Origin of the sequence: Aeromonas sp. Prich7-2 (assembly GCF_017939255.1) — a bacterium.
Lineage (GTDB): Bacteria > Pseudomonadota > Gammaproteobacteria > Enterobacterales > Aeromonadaceae > Aeromonas > Aeromonas caviae.
In genome coordinates this window covers 1-15,615 of record NZ_JAGKRI010000023.1, presented here as the reverse complement: position 1 = coordinate 15,615, position 15,615 = coordinate 1, and the positions used below count along the sequence as shown (strand labels likewise).

Annotated in this window: 14 protein-coding genes; 8 read left to right on the top strand and 6 right to left on the bottom strand. The window is 60.4% G+C overall.

Annotated features, from left to right (window positions below):
• Window positions 1-89: 89 nt before the first annotated feature.
• The 8 genes from J9892_RS05335 (at window position 90) to mutT (ending at window position 9,786) form a co-directional block, all read left to right on the top strand.
• On the top strand, window positions 90-842 hold the full coding sequence (locus tag J9892_RS05335; protein WP_029314839.1) for a cell division protein FtsQ/DivIB: 753 nt from the start codon (window positions 90-92) through the stop codon (window positions 840-842).
• The gene (gene ftsA / locus J9892_RS05330; RefSeq protein ID WP_010675832.1) at window positions 823-2,082 is read left to right on the top strand and encodes a cell division protein FtsA; all 1,260 of its coding nucleotides are present in this window, start codon (window positions 823-825) and stop codon (window positions 2,080-2,082) included. Before J9892_RS05335 ends, ftsA begins: the two co-directional genes overlap by 20 nt.
• A gap of 39 nt (window positions 2,083-2,121) precedes the next feature.
• Entirely contained in the window at window positions 2,122-3,273 is a 1,152-nt protein-coding gene (ftsZ, locus tag J9892_RS05325) for a cell division protein FtsZ (protein ID WP_005305686.1), read from the top strand.
• A 102-nt stretch (window positions 3,274-3,375) separates the two neighbouring features.
• A complete protein-coding gene (gene lpxC / locus J9892_RS05320) occupies window positions 3,376-4,299 on the top strand; it encodes a UDP-3-O-acyl-N-acetylglucosamine deacetylase (RefSeq protein WP_010675831.1) in 924 nt (307 codons plus the stop codon).
• 140 nt (window positions 4,300-4,439) lie between these two features.
• Window positions 4,440-5,345, top strand: coding sequence for a M23 family metallopeptidase (locus J9892_RS05315; RefSeq protein ID WP_039040495.1), 906 nt, complete (start codon window positions 4,440-4,442; stop codon window positions 5,343-5,345).
• Window positions 5,346-5,402: 57 nt separating this feature from the next.
• Window positions 5,403-8,123 (top strand): preprotein translocase subunit SecA, encoded by a 2,721-nt coding sequence (gene secA / locus J9892_RS05310; protein WP_103261558.1) that lies wholly within the window; start codon window positions 5,403-5,405, stop codon window positions 8,121-8,123.
• A gap of 65 nt (window positions 8,124-8,188) precedes the next feature.
• Window positions 8,189-9,373 carry a tetratricopeptide repeat protein gene (locus J9892_RS05305; protein WP_103858093.1) on the top strand — a complete coding sequence of 395 codons (1,185 nt, stop codon included), beginning with the start codon at window positions 8,189-8,191 and terminating at the stop codon, window positions 9,371-9,373.
• A gap of 8 nt (window positions 9,374-9,381) precedes the next feature.
• Complete coding sequence (gene mutT / locus J9892_RS05300) at window positions 9,382-9,786, top strand: 8-oxo-dGTP diphosphatase MutT (RefSeq protein ID WP_171864957.1); 405 nt, start codon at window positions 9,382-9,384, stop codon at window positions 9,784-9,786.
• A 57-nt stretch (window positions 9,787-9,843) separates the two neighbouring features.
• Here mutT and yacG read toward each other — a convergent pair whose 3' ends face one another.
• From yacG to tapB, 6 genes are all read right to left on the bottom strand, one after another.
• A complete protein-coding gene (gene yacG, locus J9892_RS05295) occupies window positions 9,844-10,038 on the bottom strand; it encodes a DNA gyrase inhibitor YacG (protein WP_103858092.1) in 195 nt (64 codons plus the stop codon).
• A gap of 10 nt (window positions 10,039-10,048) precedes the next feature.
• A complete protein-coding gene (gene zapD / locus J9892_RS05290; RefSeq protein WP_010675825.1) occupies window positions 10,049-10,771 on the bottom strand; it encodes a cell division protein ZapD in 723 nt (240 codons plus the stop codon).
• 37 nt (window positions 10,772-10,808) lie between these two features.
• Window positions 10,809-11,423 carry a dephospho-CoA kinase gene (gene coaE, locus J9892_RS05285; RefSeq protein ID WP_052814464.1) on the bottom strand — a complete coding sequence of 205 codons (615 nt, stop codon included), beginning with the start codon at window positions 11,421-11,423 and terminating at the stop codon, window positions 10,809-10,811.
• An 18-nt stretch (window positions 11,424-11,441) separates the two neighbouring features.
• A complete protein-coding gene (locus J9892_RS05280; RefSeq protein ID WP_052814465.1) occupies window positions 11,442-12,317 on the bottom strand; it encodes an A24 family peptidase in 876 nt (291 codons plus the stop codon).
• Window positions 12,318-12,394: 77 nt separating this feature from the next.
• The gene (locus tag J9892_RS05275; protein WP_210538041.1) at window positions 12,395-13,636 is read right to left on the bottom strand and encodes a type II secretion system F family protein; all 1,242 of its coding nucleotides are present in this window, start codon (window positions 13,634-13,636) and stop codon (window positions 12,395-12,397) included.
• A 127-nt stretch (window positions 13,637-13,763) separates the two neighbouring features.
• Window positions 13,764-15,470, bottom strand: coding sequence for a PilB family type IVa pilus assembly ATPase TapB (gene tapB, locus J9892_RS05270; RefSeq protein ID WP_041213997.1), 1,707 nt, complete (start codon window positions 15,468-15,470; stop codon window positions 13,764-13,766).
• Between the last annotated feature and the right edge of the window lie 145 nt (window positions 15,471-15,615).

Genomic DNA, 15,615 nt, shown 5'->3' with positions numbered 1-15,615 from the left:
TGAGTATTTTGACCGCCAAGCCGAGGCCTATATAATGGCGAACCGGTCTGCAAGTGACCGGCATGGCGCGTTTTACGGGGATCGATCGGGTGGAGGCAAGGGCACAAGGGCGCACCAAGGGGGGCTTCATCGCCGGGGTGGCATTTTTCATCCTGGTCATGTGGGGGCTCTACCAGACTGCGCTGGATGTTAAAGACTGGCTGACGGATGCCAGTCGGTTGCCCATGAGCGAGCTGTTGCTGCAGGGGCAACACGAATATTTGAAGGCCGATGAGTTGCGTGCTGCCGTGCTGGATGGTGCCGAACTTCGCAACTTCTTCGAGCTGGATGTGAACGAATTGCAGGCGCGTCTGAACGCTCTGCCCTGGGTGGCCCAGGTCTCGGTACGAAAGAAGTGGCCGAACAAGATCAAGGTCTATCTCACGGAACAGGATGTGGCGGCTCGCTGGAACGGTAACCGCTTCGTCAACACCAAGGGTGAGGTATTCAGTGCACCGGACAGGGTGAAGAAGCCCCTGATGCAGTTGTCCGGGCCCGATGATCAGGCCGCCAAGGTGCTGGAAGCCAGCCATCAGTACGAAACGCTGCTGGCGGCCAAGGGATACAAGTTGCTGGGGGTGAATCTGACCCCCCGCCATGCCTGGGAACTGACCCTGGATGGCAACATTCAGCTGTTTGTGGGGCGCTCGGATATCGCGCTTCGTCTGCAGCGGTTTATCGATGCCTTTCCGGTCATCGAGCCCCGTGAGCGGGTTGCTTACGTGGATCTTCGATACGACACCGGGATGGCAGTTGGCTGGAAGAAAAGCGAAGAGAAAGTGAATGACCAACACCGCAGATAGAAATTTGATTGTCGGACTGGATATCGGCACGACCAAGGTGGCGGTACTGGTTGGCGAAGTATTGCCTGATGGCGAACTCAATGTCATCGGCATGGGCAGCCACGCTTCTCGCGGTATGGAGAAGGGCGGGGTCAATGACCTCGACTCCGTGGTCAAGTCCCTGCGCCGCGCGGTGGAAGAGGCCGAGATGATGGCAGACTGCCAGATCAGTTCTGTCTATCTGGGGCTGTCCGGCAAGCACATCGATTGCCGCAACGAGACCGGCATGGTGCCCATCTCCGACGAAGAGGTGACCCAGGAGGATGTGGACAACGTCATCCACACCGCCAAGTCGGTGCGGTTGTCTGACGAGCTCCGGGTGCTGCACGTGCTGCCCCAGGAGTTCGCCATCGACTATCAGGAAGGGATCAAGAACCCGGTCGGCCTCTCCGGCGTGCGGATGGCAGCCAAGGTGCATCTCATCACCTGCCACAACGACATGGCGCGCAACATCGAGAAGTGTGTGGAGAAGGTGGGTCTGCGGGTGGATCAGCTGATCTTCTCCGCCCTGGCCTCCAGCTACGCCGTGCTGACCGAAGACGAGAAGGAGCTGGGTGTCTGCGTGGTGGACATCGGTGGCGGCACCATGGACATGTCGCTCTTTACCGGCGGTGCCCTGCGTCACACCAAGGTGATTCCCTATGCGGGCAGCACGGTGACCAGCGACATCGCCTATGCCTTCGGCACGCCGCCGCTGGATGCGGAAGCGATCAAGGTGCGCTACGGCTGCGCCCTCGGCCGCCTGGTCAGCAAGGAAGACAATATCGAAGTGCCCAGTGTCGGCGGTCGCCCGGCGCGCAGCCTGCAACGGCAGACACTGGCGGAAGTGATTGAACCCCGTTACACCGAGTTGCTCTCCATGGTGAATGATGAGCTGGTGCGGGTGCAGAGCGAATTGAAGGCACAGGGGGTCAAGCATCAGCTGGCCGCCGGTGTGGTCTTGACCGGTGGCGCGGCCCAGATCGAAGGCATTGTGGAGTGCGCAGAGCAGATCTTCCAGAGCCAGGTCCGGGTAGGCGAGCCCATGAATATCCGGGGATTGAGTGACTACGTACAGGCACCGGTGTACTCGACTGCGGTCGGGTTGTTGCAGTACGGCCGCACCAACCAATCCACCGGCAGTAACAAGGAATATGCCGCCAAGGCAAGCGTAGGTGGGCTGGTCAAACGGGTCAGCAACTGGTTGCGTGGCGAGTTCTAAAGATTTTGCTGAGTCAGGCAAATAAAGCGGAGAGACAACATGTTTGAATTTATGGATAGCCACACTGACGAAGCCGTCATCAAGGTGATAGGTGTGGGTGGCGGCGGCGGCAACGCAGTCGAGCACATGGTTCGTCAAAACATCGAAGGTGTCGAGTTCATCACCGTGAACACCGACGCCCAGGCACTGCGCAACTCCAGTGCCAATACCACCTTGCAGATCGGCGGTGGCATCACCAAGGGGCTGGGTGCCGGGGCCAACCCGGAAGTGGGTCGTGACGCCGCCATGGAAGACAGGGAAGCGCTGCGCGAGCTGCTGACCGGTTCCGACATGGTGTTCATCGCTGCCGGCATGGGTGGTGGTACTGGTACAGGTGCTGCACCGATCGTGGCCGAAGTGGCCCGCGAGATGGGTATCCTGACCGTTGCCGTCGTGACCAAGCCGTTCTCCTTCGAAGGGAAGAAGCGGATGGGCTTCGCCGCTCACGGCATCGAAGAGCTCTCCAAGAACGTCGACTCCCTGATCACCATCCCCAACGATAAGTTGCTGAAGGTGCTGGGTCGCGGCATCTCCCTGCTGGACGCCTTCAAGGCGGCCAACGACGTGCTGCTGGGTGCAGTACAGGGCATCGCCGAGCTGATCACCCGCCCGGGCCTCATCAACGTCGACTTCGCGGACGTGCGTACCGTGATGCGCGAGATGGGTACCGCCATGATGGGTACCGGCTCCGCCTCCGGTGACGACCGTGCCGAAGAAGCGGCCGAGAAGGCCATCTCCAGCCCGCTGCTGGAAGATGTGGATCTGGCCGGTGCCCGCGGCATCCTGGTCAACATCACTGCCGGCATGGACATGACCATCGAAGAGTTCGAGACCGTGGGTAACGCGGTCAAGGCCTTCGCGTCCGAGAACGCCACCGTGGTGGTGGGTACCGTAATCGACCCGGAAATGCACGACGAACTGCGCGTTACCGTAGTAGCGACCGGTATCGGTGCCGAGCGCAAGCCCGACATCACCCTGGTCAAGAACAACATGGTTCAAGAGCGTCCGGCCCGTCAGCCCCTGATCAGCGAAGCCCTGCAGTCTCGCGTGATGGAAGAGGCCCCGGCCAAGGTGGTGAACGCCGAGCCGCAAGCTCGTCGCGAACCGGATTATCTCGATATTCCTGCGTTCCTGCGCAAGCAGGCAGACTAAGCCTCTGATGGCTCTGGTTTGTTTGTTGCTTAAGGATTGTGCTAAGATGGCCCGGCAACGACCATCTGGTCAGGAATTTGAGCTGTTAAAGCGGATACGCCCATGATTAGACAAAGAACCTTGAAAACGAGTGTCCAGGCCACCGGTGTGGGCCTGCATTCGGGCCGGAAAGTCACTATGACGTTCCGTCCGGCGCCTGTTAACACAGGGATCGTTTACTTGCGTACCGATCTGAATCCTGTGGTCGCGCTGCCAGCCAACGCCGATCAGGTGCGTGATACTGTGCTTTGTACCGCTCTGGTGAACGAAGCCGGTGTTCGCGTGTCGACCATCGAACATCTGTCTGCCGCTCTGGCCGGGATGGGGATCGACAACCTCTATGTCGAGGTTGATGCCCCCGAGATCCCGGTAATGGACGGCAGTGCGCATCCGTTCATCTATCTGCTGCAGGAAGTGGGTATTCGTGAACAGAACGCGCCCAAGCAGTTCGTGCGGATCAAGCAGAGCATCCGGGTTGAAGACGGCGACAAGTGGGCGGAATTCCACCCCTATCGCAACGGCTTCAAGATGGATCTCGAGATCGATTTCCAACATCCGGTGTTTGAAGGCCGCAACCAGCGTTGCGTGCTGGACTTCTCCGGCAGCTCCTTCGTGAAAGAGATCAGCCGTGCCCGTACCTTCGGCTTCATGCGTGATATCGAGTACCTGCGTTCCCAGAACCTGGCACTGGGCGGCAGCCTGGAAAACGCCGTGGTGCTGGATGACTACCGGGTGCTGAACGAAGATGGTCTGCGCTACGAAGACGAGTTCGTGAAGCACAAGATGCTGGATGCCATCGGCGATCTGTACATGTGCAATCGCAGTATCATCGGTGAATTCCGTGCCTACAAGACGGGCCATGCCCTGAACAACAAGCTGCTGCGTGCCCTGCTGGCCCAGCAGGAGGCCTGGGAACTGGTGACCTTCGAGGGTGAGGGCGACAAAGCGCCTATCGCTTACTACGACAACGGTCTGGTTCTGGCCTGATAGCTGTGCAACAGGACGTCGGTCATCTCTCCGCACCGACGTCCTGTCATTTGTTTATTCCATCCTTTAATACCGATTATCTCCCGGTTTTATTGCCCGTGCAGGCCCTTGGCCTCACCTGACCGAGAAGACAGATTTCTATGAGTATTACCCTGATCCTCCACGGTAAGCAGCGCCGCAGGTTGCACTTACCCAAACAACGTCTGGCTTGGGTCGGCGGTATTCTCTTCACTGTATTGGCCTTGGGGGGCGGCTGGCTCTGGCAGAGCTGGCAGCAGAAAATGGAGGCGCTGGAAGTGGCGCTGACCCTGGCGCAGCAGCAAAAATCCACGCAAGGGGCCGATGAAGCCCGCGAACAGCTTGCCATGCTGGCCGCCCAGGTGGGCACCATGCAGGGACAACTTGGTCGCCTCAACGCCCTCGGCGAGCGCCTGACCGAGAAGGCGGACCTCGATCCCGAGGAGTTCAACTTCAAGGAGCTGCCCCCGATGGGCGGCCCTTCCTACGATGCAGACCTGGAAGTCAGCCTGGGTGAACTGCAAGATTCCATGGAACACCTCAGCCGTCAGCTCAGCAGCCGCGAAGAACAGCTGTCGGTACTTGAATCCTTCATCATGAACCACCATATCACCGATGCGGGTTTCATCCCCGGCTCACCGGTCAAGCAGGAGCGTGTCTGGATCTCCTCCGGCTTCGGTGGGCGGGTCGATCCGTTCAACGGTCGCGCCAAGATGCACAAAGGGGTGGATTTCCGCGGCAGGCCCGGCACCCCCATCCTGGCGACAGGCAAGGGGATTGTCAGCTGGGCAGGGCGCCATCCGGAGTTTGGCAACATGGTGGAGATTGACCATGGCAATGGTCTGGTCACCCGCTATGCCCACAATTCCAAGTTGCTGGTGGATGTGGGCACCCTGGTCGATGAGGGCCAGAAGATTGCCCTGATGGGGCGAACCGGTCGTGCAACCGGAGTTCATTTGCATTACGAAGTGTTGAAAGATGGTCGTCAGGTCAACCCCGCGCGCTTTCTGAATGCCAGACGGGGTTAGGTTTTTTCTTCAGGTTCCAGTGACGGAACGCTTATATAACCAAAACAGTTGGTACCCATGATTAGCACACTGCTCACCAAGATTATCGGCAGCCGGAATGACAGAACGCTCAAGGCTTTGCGCAAAATTGTAAAACAAATCAATGCGATGGAGCCTCAGTTCGAGGCACTGTCCGATCAGGAACTGCAGGCGAAGACCGCCGAGTACCGTCAACGTCTGGAGCAGGGCGAAACACTGGAGCAGTTGCTGCCGGAGGCGTTCGCCACCGTCCGTGAAGCCTCCCGCCGTGTGTTCGGCATGCGTCACTTCGACGTCCAGCTGATCGGCGGCATGGTGCTGAACTCCAACCGCATCGCCGAAATGAAGACAGGTGAAGGTAAAACCCTGACGGCCACCCTGCCGGCCTACCTGAACGCCCTGACCGGCCGCGGTGTGCACGTCGTGACGGTGAACGACTATCTGGCCAAGCGTGATGCGGAAGCCAACCGCCCGCTGTTCGCCTTCCTCGGCATGACGGTGGACTGCAACGTGCCCGGCATGGATGCGTCCCAGAAGCGCGATGCCTACGCTGCCGACATCACCTACGGTACCAACAACGAATTCGGTTTCGACTACCTGCGCGACAACATGGCATTCTCGCCGGAGCAGCGTGTACAGCGTCCGCTCAACTACGCGCTGGTGGATGAGGTGGACTCGGTGCTCATCGATGAAGCCCGCACCCCGCTCATCATCTCCGGTCCGGCGGAAGACAGCTCCGCCATGTACACCCAGATCAACAAGTTGATCCCCCTGCTGGTCAAGCAGGACAAGGAAGACTCCGAGGAGTACACCGGCGACGGCCACTACACGGTGGACGAAAAGAACCGCCAGGCGCTGCTGACCGAGAACGGCCAGATCTTCGTGGAAGAGCTGCTCAAGAAAGAGGGACTGCTGGCCGAGGATGACTCCCTGTTCTCCGCCACCAACATCAGCCTGCTGCATCACGTCAATGCCGGCCTGCGCGCGCACACCCTGTTCGAGCGCAACGTCGACTATATCGTCCAGAAGGACGAGATCGTCATCGTCGACGAGCACACCGGCCGCACCATGCCGGGTCGTCGCTGGTCAGACGGTCTGCACCAGGCGGTTGAGGCGAAGGAAGGGGTCAAGATCCAGAACGAGAACCAGACCCTGGCCTCCATCACCTTCCAGAACTACTTCCGTCTGTACGACAAGCTGGCGGGCATGACCGGTACTGCGGATACCGAAGCCTTTGAATTCCAGCAGATCTATGGCCTGGATACCGTGGTCATCCCGACCAACAAGCCGATGGTGCGCAAGGACATGGGCGATCTCGTCTACCTGACCGCCCAGGAGAAATACGCGGCCATCGTGCAGGACATTCGCGAGTGCGTGAAGCGCGGCCAGCCCGTGCTGGTCGGTACCGTCTCCATCGAGAACTCCGAGCTGCTCTCCGGCATCCTGACCAAGGAAAATATCCCGCACAAGGTACTGAACGCCAAGTTCCATGCCATGGAAGCGGAGATCGTCGCCCAGGCCGGCCAGACCGGCGCCGTCACCATCGCCACCAACATGGCCGGTCGTGGTACCGACATCGTGCTGGGCGGCAACTGGCAGGCGGAGATCGCCCAGCTGGAAAACCCGTCAAGCGAGCAGATTGCCGGGCTGAAAGCGGCCTGGCAGGTGCGTCATGACGAAGTGCTGGCGGCCGGTGGCCTGCACATCATCGGTACCGAGCGTCACGAATCCCGTCGTATCGACAACCAGCTGCGCGGCCGTTCCGGTCGTCAGGGTGATCCGGGTTCCTCCCGCTTCTACCTCTCCATGGAAGATACCCTGATGCGGATCTTCGCCTCCGACCGCGTGACCGGCATGATGAAGAAGCTGGGCATGGAAGAGGGCGAAGCCATCGAGCATCCCTGGGTGACCAAGGCCATCGAGAATGCCCAGCGCAAGGTGGAAGGTCGCAACTTCGACATCCGTAAAAACCTGCTCGAGTTCGACGACGTGGCCAACGATCAGCGCAAGGTGGTCTACGAGCAGCGCAACGAACTGCTGGACACCAACGACATCTCCGAGACCATTCACGTCATCCGTGACGACGTCTACGGCGCCATCATCGACGAGTACATCCCGCCCCAGTCCCTGGAAGAAATGTGGGACGTGCCGGGTCTGGAAGCGCGTCTGAAGTCCGATTTCGCCCTGGATCTGCCGCTGCAGCAGTGGCTGGCGGAAGACGACAAGCTGTATGAAGAGAAGCTGCGCGAACGCATCCTGGATGAAGCCACCAAGCTCTATGCCCACAAGGAAGAGCTGGTCGGCAAGGAGGTGCTGCGCAACTTCGAGAAGGCGGTGATGCTGCAAACCCTGGACGGCCTGTGGAAAGAGCACCTGGCGGCCATGGATCACCTGCGTCAGGGCATCCATCTGCGCGGCTACGCCCAGAAGAACCCCAAGCAGGAGTACAAGCGCGAATCCTTCGATCTGTTCACCCAGATGCTGGAAACCCTCAAGCGCGACGTGGTCAGCATCCTGAGCCGGGTACAGGTGCAGGAGCGGGATGTGGAGGCGATGGAAGAGCAGCAGCGCCAGCAGGCCGAAGCCGCTCCCCGTACCTACACCCATGCCACGGCCGAAAACCAGCTGGCTGACGAGGATACGGGTGGGGCCGAGGGCCATACCACCTTCGTGCGCGACGAGCAGAAGATCGGGCGCAATGATCCCTGCCCCTGTGGTTCGGGTAAAAAATACAAGCACTGTCACGGTCAGCTGACCTGACACCCTGCCATGATGAATACACCGCCTTCGGGCGGTGTATTCATTTTCGGACCAAGGAGGGGACGATGAGCAGATTGCCGGCGGGATGGGATGGGGAGGCACATGGGCACTGGCTGCAGGAGAGACGCCAGGAGGCGATCCGTTGTGTGCTGAGCAGGCTGAACGCAGAGACGAACAAATCTGTTCCCCTGCAACTGCAGTTTGCCTATTACCTCTTTTTGTCCGGCGATCCCGCCTCGGCGGCCCAGGTGCTGACGCTGGCGTACCGATCCGCGCCCGATAACACTGAGGTGCTGCGCAATCTCTGTGTCTGCCTCTCGCGCTCCGATCAACATGAGCGGGCCGTGATGCACCTGGTCGAACTGGTGCGGCGCGAGCCGGATGATTATCTGGTCCATGACGGGCTTTGCACTTCCCTTGCCAAGCTAGGACGCCATGAAGAAGCGGCACAAGCGGGAACCCGTGCCCTGACTCTCAAGGATGAGGCCGTCTCGCAGCCTGTCGCAGGGTGGGTGCTGCCGATAGAGGGGCCGGATGACTGGCTCGCGGAGCAGGGGGAGAAGCAGGCAGTCATCGCCTTCTCCTTGTGGGGAGCACAGCCTCGCTATTTGCGGGGAGCGCTCGACAATGTGCTGGCCGCAGCTTACCTCTATCCTGGCTGGCGGGTGCGCTTCTATGTGGATGGCAGTGTCCCTCAGGGGTTTCTGGCCTGCCTGCAGGAACATGGCGCCGAGATAAAGGTGCAGCCCGATGGCCAATCCCAGCGTCAGCGCCTCTGCTGGCGCTTCCAGGTCGCCAATGATCCCGGCGTGGGGCGCTTTCTTGTGCGCGATGCGGACTCCGTGATGAATCTGCGGGAGCGGCTGGCGGTCGATGACTGGCTTGCATCGGGGCGCTGGTTCCATATCATGCGTGACTGGTGGAGCCACACCGATCTGGTGCTGGCCGGCATGTGGGGCGGTGTGGCCGGTGTGCTGCCTCCCCTTGCGCCGCTGATGGCGAGCTATCAGCCCAGTACCATGGAAACACCGAACATCGACCAGTGGTTCTTGCGAGACTGTTTATGGCGCTATCTGCGCCAGAGCGCGCGGGTACACGATCGTTGTTTCACTCCGCCCGGTGCGGTGCCCTGGCCGCAGGTTGCGCCGCCGGGCAATGAGCATGTCGGGCAGGATCTCTTCAGGGCCCGGGGGGATCAGCAGGCCATTCGGCTTGCCCCCTGGATCGCCCGTTTGCCGTGTTTACGCTGAGGACAATGATGGAACAGAAGAAACGGATCTGGGTGGCGGTGGGCGTCATCGAGAACGAACGGGGCGATATCTTCATCGCCAAACGCTCAGCCGATCGCCATCAGGGGGATCGCTGGGAGTTTCCTGGTGGCAAGGTGGAGTCGGGGGAGGATCTGCTCACCGCGCTGGACAGGGAATTGTGGGAAGAGATCGGGATCCGGGTGCAGGATTGTGCCCCCTTCATGGAGCTGCACCACGATTACCCCGACAAGCAGGTCTTGCTGGATATCTGGAAGGTGACCCGCTTCCACGGCGAGCCCTTTGGCAAGGAGGGGCAGGAGTGTCGCTGGGTGCCACTGGCCTCGCTGCACGAATACCGCTTCCCGGATGCCAACGGCCCCATCGTCGCGCGGTTGCAGGCCTCGCTTGCCTGAAAGGGAATCGATACCAACGAAAAAGGGCCTGAGGGCCCTTTTTTGATCGTGAAGTGTTTATTGCCAGGGATCGCCCTGTTCCGAATCGGGCAGCAGATCCGGGTTGATCTCGCCCGGGATGCGCTTCTGTTCATCCGCCCACTCGCCGAGGTCGATCAGCTGGCAGCGCTTGCTGCAGAAGGGGCGAAACGGGCTCTGCGGACCCCATTCGATCTCGCTCTGACAGGTCGGGCACTTTACCTTGGTCACCATGGGGCGCTCCTCAACAACAGGCGAGCTGGAAGGAGACGTCGCCTATCTGCTGTTCCGTCGTCGGCAGGAAGCGCAGGGCGAAGCGGTTCTTGTGGCCGCTCAGGGTCGGATAGCAGGGCTGGGTGCCCGCCAGACGGATGCGGATCAGTTCAGCCCCTTCGGCGGTATCCTGGAAGAAGCCGTTGGTGGCCACCTGGTCGCTGAAGTTGCCCGACTCGCGCCACAGGCGCAGCAACAGGGAGATGGCGTTCATCAGCAGGGTGATGTCACTCAGCCATTGCTGCATCTGCTGGTGGCGGGTGACGGCCGGGGTCGCCAGCCAGTGGTGCAGTTGCGGCACATCGAAGGCGCACAGACCTCCCGGAATGGAGAAGCGCTGACGAATGGAGCCGAGCAGGCGATCCTCTTTCAGACGGGCGCCGGGGCGCGGGGAGTTTAGCAGGTTGCGGGAGAGCTGGGTACTCTCCTGCTGCATCCGCTGGATCTGCTCGAGATCGACGTCAGGCAGACTGGCCCAGTGGCTCAGGCGTTGGCCGAGGCGCTCCAGATCCTTGATCAGATCGGCACGCAGGTCACCACGCTCCAGCAACTCCTGCAAATCGAACAACCCCTTGAAGAAGGCGATATGTGCCCAGGACTGGTCACTCTCCAGATTGTCGCGGATCTGGGAAAACAGGGACTCCAGACGAAGATAGGTCCGGCTTTTTTCATTGAGGGGAAAATCGTAAATCATGCCTAATCCTGGCCAGCCATAAACCGGCCTAGTGTACTCACAGTTGGTGGGCTTGTTGAGAGGCAAATGCCAGATATGTCTGGTGCAGGGCGAAAATTCGCTGCCAGATGGTCTCACTCGTACCACTCTGGTTGTCCAGGACGTCGTCGGCCATCGCCAGGCGCTCGCTGCGGCTCGCCTGGGACGCCAGTATCGCCTGGGCCTGTTCCCGAGTGACGCCATCGCGGCGGCAGGTACGCTCGATTTGCGTCGCTTCGTCCACATCGATCACCAGTACCCGATCGGCGAGGGAAGTGAGCCTGTTTTCCACCAGCAAGGGGACGACCAGCAGGCAGTAGGGGGAGCGGGTTGCCGCACACTGGCGCAGCATCTCGGTGCGGATGAGGGGATGGAGCAGGGCATTGAGCCACTCCTTGGCCTGCGAATCGGTGAAGATCCGCTCTCGCAGCCGGCGGCGATCGAGCTGGCCATCGGGGGCAACGACATCCGGGCCAAAATGGGCGGCGATGGCAGCCAGAGCAGGGGTGCCGGGCTCCACTACCTCGCGGGCGATGATGTCCGCATCCACCACCTCGATGCCCAGCTCGGCAAAGCGGTTGGCAACCGTGGTCTTGCCGCTGCCGATTCCCCCTGTGATTGCGACTACATACATGGGTCAGAGATCCTTTTGCTAGAGCACGACATCAAGATACCAGCGGGTGATGCTATCGCCCCACAGCAGCGTTATCCAGCCCGCGATGGTGAGATAGGGGCCAAAGGGAATGGGTTTGCCCTGGTGGTGGTTGCGCAGCAGGATGAGACCGATGCCGATGATGGCGCCCGCCAGCGAAGAGAGCAGCAGCACGATGGGCAAGGCTTGCCAGCCGAGCCAGGCGCCCAGCGCCGCCAGCAGTTTGAAATCCCCGTACCCCATCCCTTCCTTGCCGGTCAGCAGCTTGAAGGTCCAGTAGAGGCTCCAGAGCACCAGGTAACCCGCCATGGCGCCGACCACCCCATCGGCCAGGGGCACGAAACCGCCCGCCAGATTGAACAGCAGGCCACCCCAGAGCAGGGGCAGGGTGAGCTGATCCGGCAAGAGCATCTTGTCCAGGTCGATGAAGGTCAGTGCGACCAATGTCCAGGTGAGCAACAAAGCGGCAAGGGTGCCCCAGCCGGGGGAAAGCGCGGCTGCTACCGAGACCGACAGCAGGGCGGTGAGCAGCTCGACCAGGGGATAGCGAGCCGAAATGGGGGCGTGGCAGTTGCGGCAGCGCCCCCTGAGCCATAGCCAGCTCAGTAGGGGAATGTTCTCCAGCGCCCCTATGGGGTGGTCGCAGTGGGGGCAGCGGGAGCGAGGTACCATGAGGTTGTATCGTCCGGTTGCAGGAGGAGTCTCTTCACCGTCACCGAAATAGTCGCTGTATTCGGCATGCCAGGCCCGCTCCATCATGATGGGCAGGCGATGGATCACCACGTTCAGGAAGCTGCCCACCATCAGGGAGAAAAGGAAAATCAAGGAGAGATAGAGCCAGGGCAAGCCCTGGGCCAGTTCGATCAAAGGCACCATAGATCAATCGCTTGTGTCGGGAACGGGGATGACAGATGGCCGGGGGAAATGCACCGCCCGGCCCTCTGTCGAGGGGGTCAGTGTATCACAGAGCCCAGCTTGAAAATGGGGAGGTACATGGCCACGACCATGCCGCCGACCAGCACCCCGAGCACCACCATGATGATGGGTTCGAGCAGGCTGGTGAGGCCGTCGACCATGTCGTCCACCTCCTGTTCGAAAATGGCGGCGACCTTGGAGAGCATGTCGTCGATGGCGCCGGATTCCTCACCGATCATCACCATCTGGGTCACCATGTCGGGGAAAAGATCCACGGTGCGCATGGCGACGTTGATCTGCATGCCGGCCACCACCTCGTTGCGAATGGCCATGGTCGCAGTGCGATAGACATAGTTGCCCGATGCTCCGGCCGCCGAGACCAGGGCATCCACCAGTGGGATACCGGCGGAGAAGGTGGTGGAGAGGGTGCGTGCAAAACGGGCCATGGCCGCCTTGTGCAGTATGTTGCCCACCACGGGAATGGTGAGGATGAACTTGTCCGTGTTGTCCCTGACCTTCTGGGATTTTCGCCAGGCCCGCACATAGAGGAAGACGGCGAGAGCCGCGCCGCCAAAGATGGCGTACCACCACTCCTGCATAAAGCGGGAGATGGCGATGACGAACCGGGTAAAGGCGGGCAGCTCGGCACCGAAGCTCTTGAAGATATCCTCGAACTGGGGAATGACGAAGAGCAGCAGGATGGAGGTGACGACGATGGCCACCAGAATGACCATGGACGGATAGAACATGGCCTTCTTGATCTTGGATTTGAGGGCTTCGTTCTTCTCGCGGTAGATGGCGATACGGTCGTAGATGGTCTCCAGGGCACCGGATTGCTCCCCGGCCTCGACCAGGTCGCAATAGAGATCGTCGAAGTAACGGGGGTGACGGTGCAACGCCTCGGACAGCGGGGTACCTGTCTCCACATCGGCGGCGATCTGGCCGATCAGTTCGCGCACCGCCGCCTTTTCATGGCCGCGTGCGATGATCTGCAGGCTCTGTACCAGGGGCACGCCGGCGGAGAGCATGGTGGTGATCTGGCGGGAGATGACGGCGATGTCCATCGGCTTGATCCGGGCGCCGCCCTTGGAGAACAGCCCCTGCCCCTGCTTGCTGACCTTGGTGACATTGACGCCCTGCTTGCGCAGCTCGGCCTTGACGGTGGTGATGCTGTCGGCTTGCAGCTCGCCGGAGACCTTCTGTCCCTTGCGGTTGACGCCGTGCCAGCGGTAGGAGAAGACTTTTTTCGGTGCGTTGCGTTTTTGAGCTAATGTGGCCATCACTGCATCCTGCAATTGGGCGACGGTGGCCGGATGCTGCTGCCTGTCCGGCTCATCTTGGCTTGAAGAAGGTCATCGGGGTGATGGCAGCGGCTTCACCCGGCGAGATGACTCGGGCACTGCGAACTCAGTTGGTGGTGATCCTGTTGATTTCGGCCAGGCTGGTGACGCCAAGACGCGCTTTCTCGAGGCCGGATGTACGCAGGGTGCGCATCCCTTCTTTTTGGGCTATCGCGGCAATCTGCAGCGAGTTGGCTCCCTGCATGATGAGTTTGGCGATGTTGTCGGACATCAGCATGATCTCATAGATGCCGACCCGGCCTCTGTAGCCTCCCGAGCACTCCTTGCATCCCACGGGCTTGAACAGCCGCAACCCGGCGGCCAGTTGCTGCTGGGTGAAGCCCAGCTCCAGCAACTCGGCTTCCGGCACCACTTCCGGCGCCTTGCAGTGATCGCAGAGTTTGCGGGCAAGGCGCTGGGCCATGATGAGGGTGACCGAAGAGGCGATGTTGAAGGCCGGCACCCCCATGTTCATCATCCGGGTAAGCGTTTCTGCCGCCGAGTTGGTGTGCAGGGTGGAGAGCACCAGGTGACCGGTCTGGGCGGCCTTGATGGCGATCTCGGCGGTTTCCAGATCCCGTATCTCCCCTACCATAACGATGTCGGGATCTTGGCGCAGGAAGGAGCGCAGGGCGCTGGCGAAGGTGAGCCCTGCTTTGGGATTGATCTGCACCTGGTTGACGCCGGGCAGGTTGATCTCGACCGGATCTTCGGCGGTGGAGATATTGACCTCGCTGGTGTTGAGGATGTTGAGGCCGGTATAGAGTGACACCGTCTTGCCTGACCCCGTCGGGCCGGTCACCAGGATCATGCCCTGAGGTTTGGAGAGGGCGTGCAGGTATTGCGTCTTCTGCCGGTCGTCAAAGCCGAGCTGATCGATATTGAGCCGGGCGGCCGAGGAGTCCAGCAACCGGATCACGATCTTTTCGCCCCACATGGTGGGCAGGGTGTTGACCCGCATGTCCATGGATCTGTTGCGTGAGATCTTGAGCTTGATCCGGCCATCCTGGGGCAGGCGCCGTTCGGCAATGTCGAGCCGCGCCATCACCTTGAGGCGAGCCGCGAAGCGGTTGGCCAGGTTGACCGGCGGCGTGGCGACTTCGTGCAGTATGCCGTCTACCCGAAAGCGGATCCGGTACTTGGTCTCGTAGGGTTCGAAATGCAGGTCGGAGGCCCCGCGCTTGATGGCATCCATCATGATCTTGTGGATGTATTTGACGATGGGGGCGTCATCGTCCGCGGTGTTGACGCTCTCGTCGAGGCGGGAACTCTCGTCGGAGACCTCGAGTTCGGAGATCTCGGCCTCGTCGATATGATCCATGCCCAGGGTATCCTGCTCGCTCTCCATCAGCTTGCCGATGGCGGCGGTCAGCTTGCTCTCTTCAACCAGCAGGGCTTCTGTATGCAGGCCGAAGCTGAAGCCAAAATCTTCCAGAGCCGACACATTGGTCGGATCGGACATGGCGATATAGAGGGTATGCCCCTGGGTGTAGATGGGCAGGACATGGTGCTTTTCAATCAGCTTTTGATTGAGGTATTTCTGCGGGATCTCGGCGAGATCGAAGGCCGCCAGATCCAGCAGAGGTACCCCATATTCCAGCTCGCAGAAATCGGCGAGGGCTTTGCTGTCGAGGATGTCGTTTTCAATCAGGAAGGTGACAAAGGGCTTGCGCTGCGCCTTGGCCTGGCTCAGATAGCGCTGTGAGTCTGGCTCACTGAGGAGGGAAGAAGCGGCCAGGCTGGTGGCCAGGCCGCTATTGAGGCTAGAGGTCATTCATGTACAGGATCTTTAGCGCCAACCAATTGAAATAGATATAAAAAAGGCTTCGTTTGTGATCTAATTTTATCGCCAAACAAAATCAACACGCGCGAAGCCTATGACCATTATTAATGCTAATCACTATCTGGAGCAACTCCTG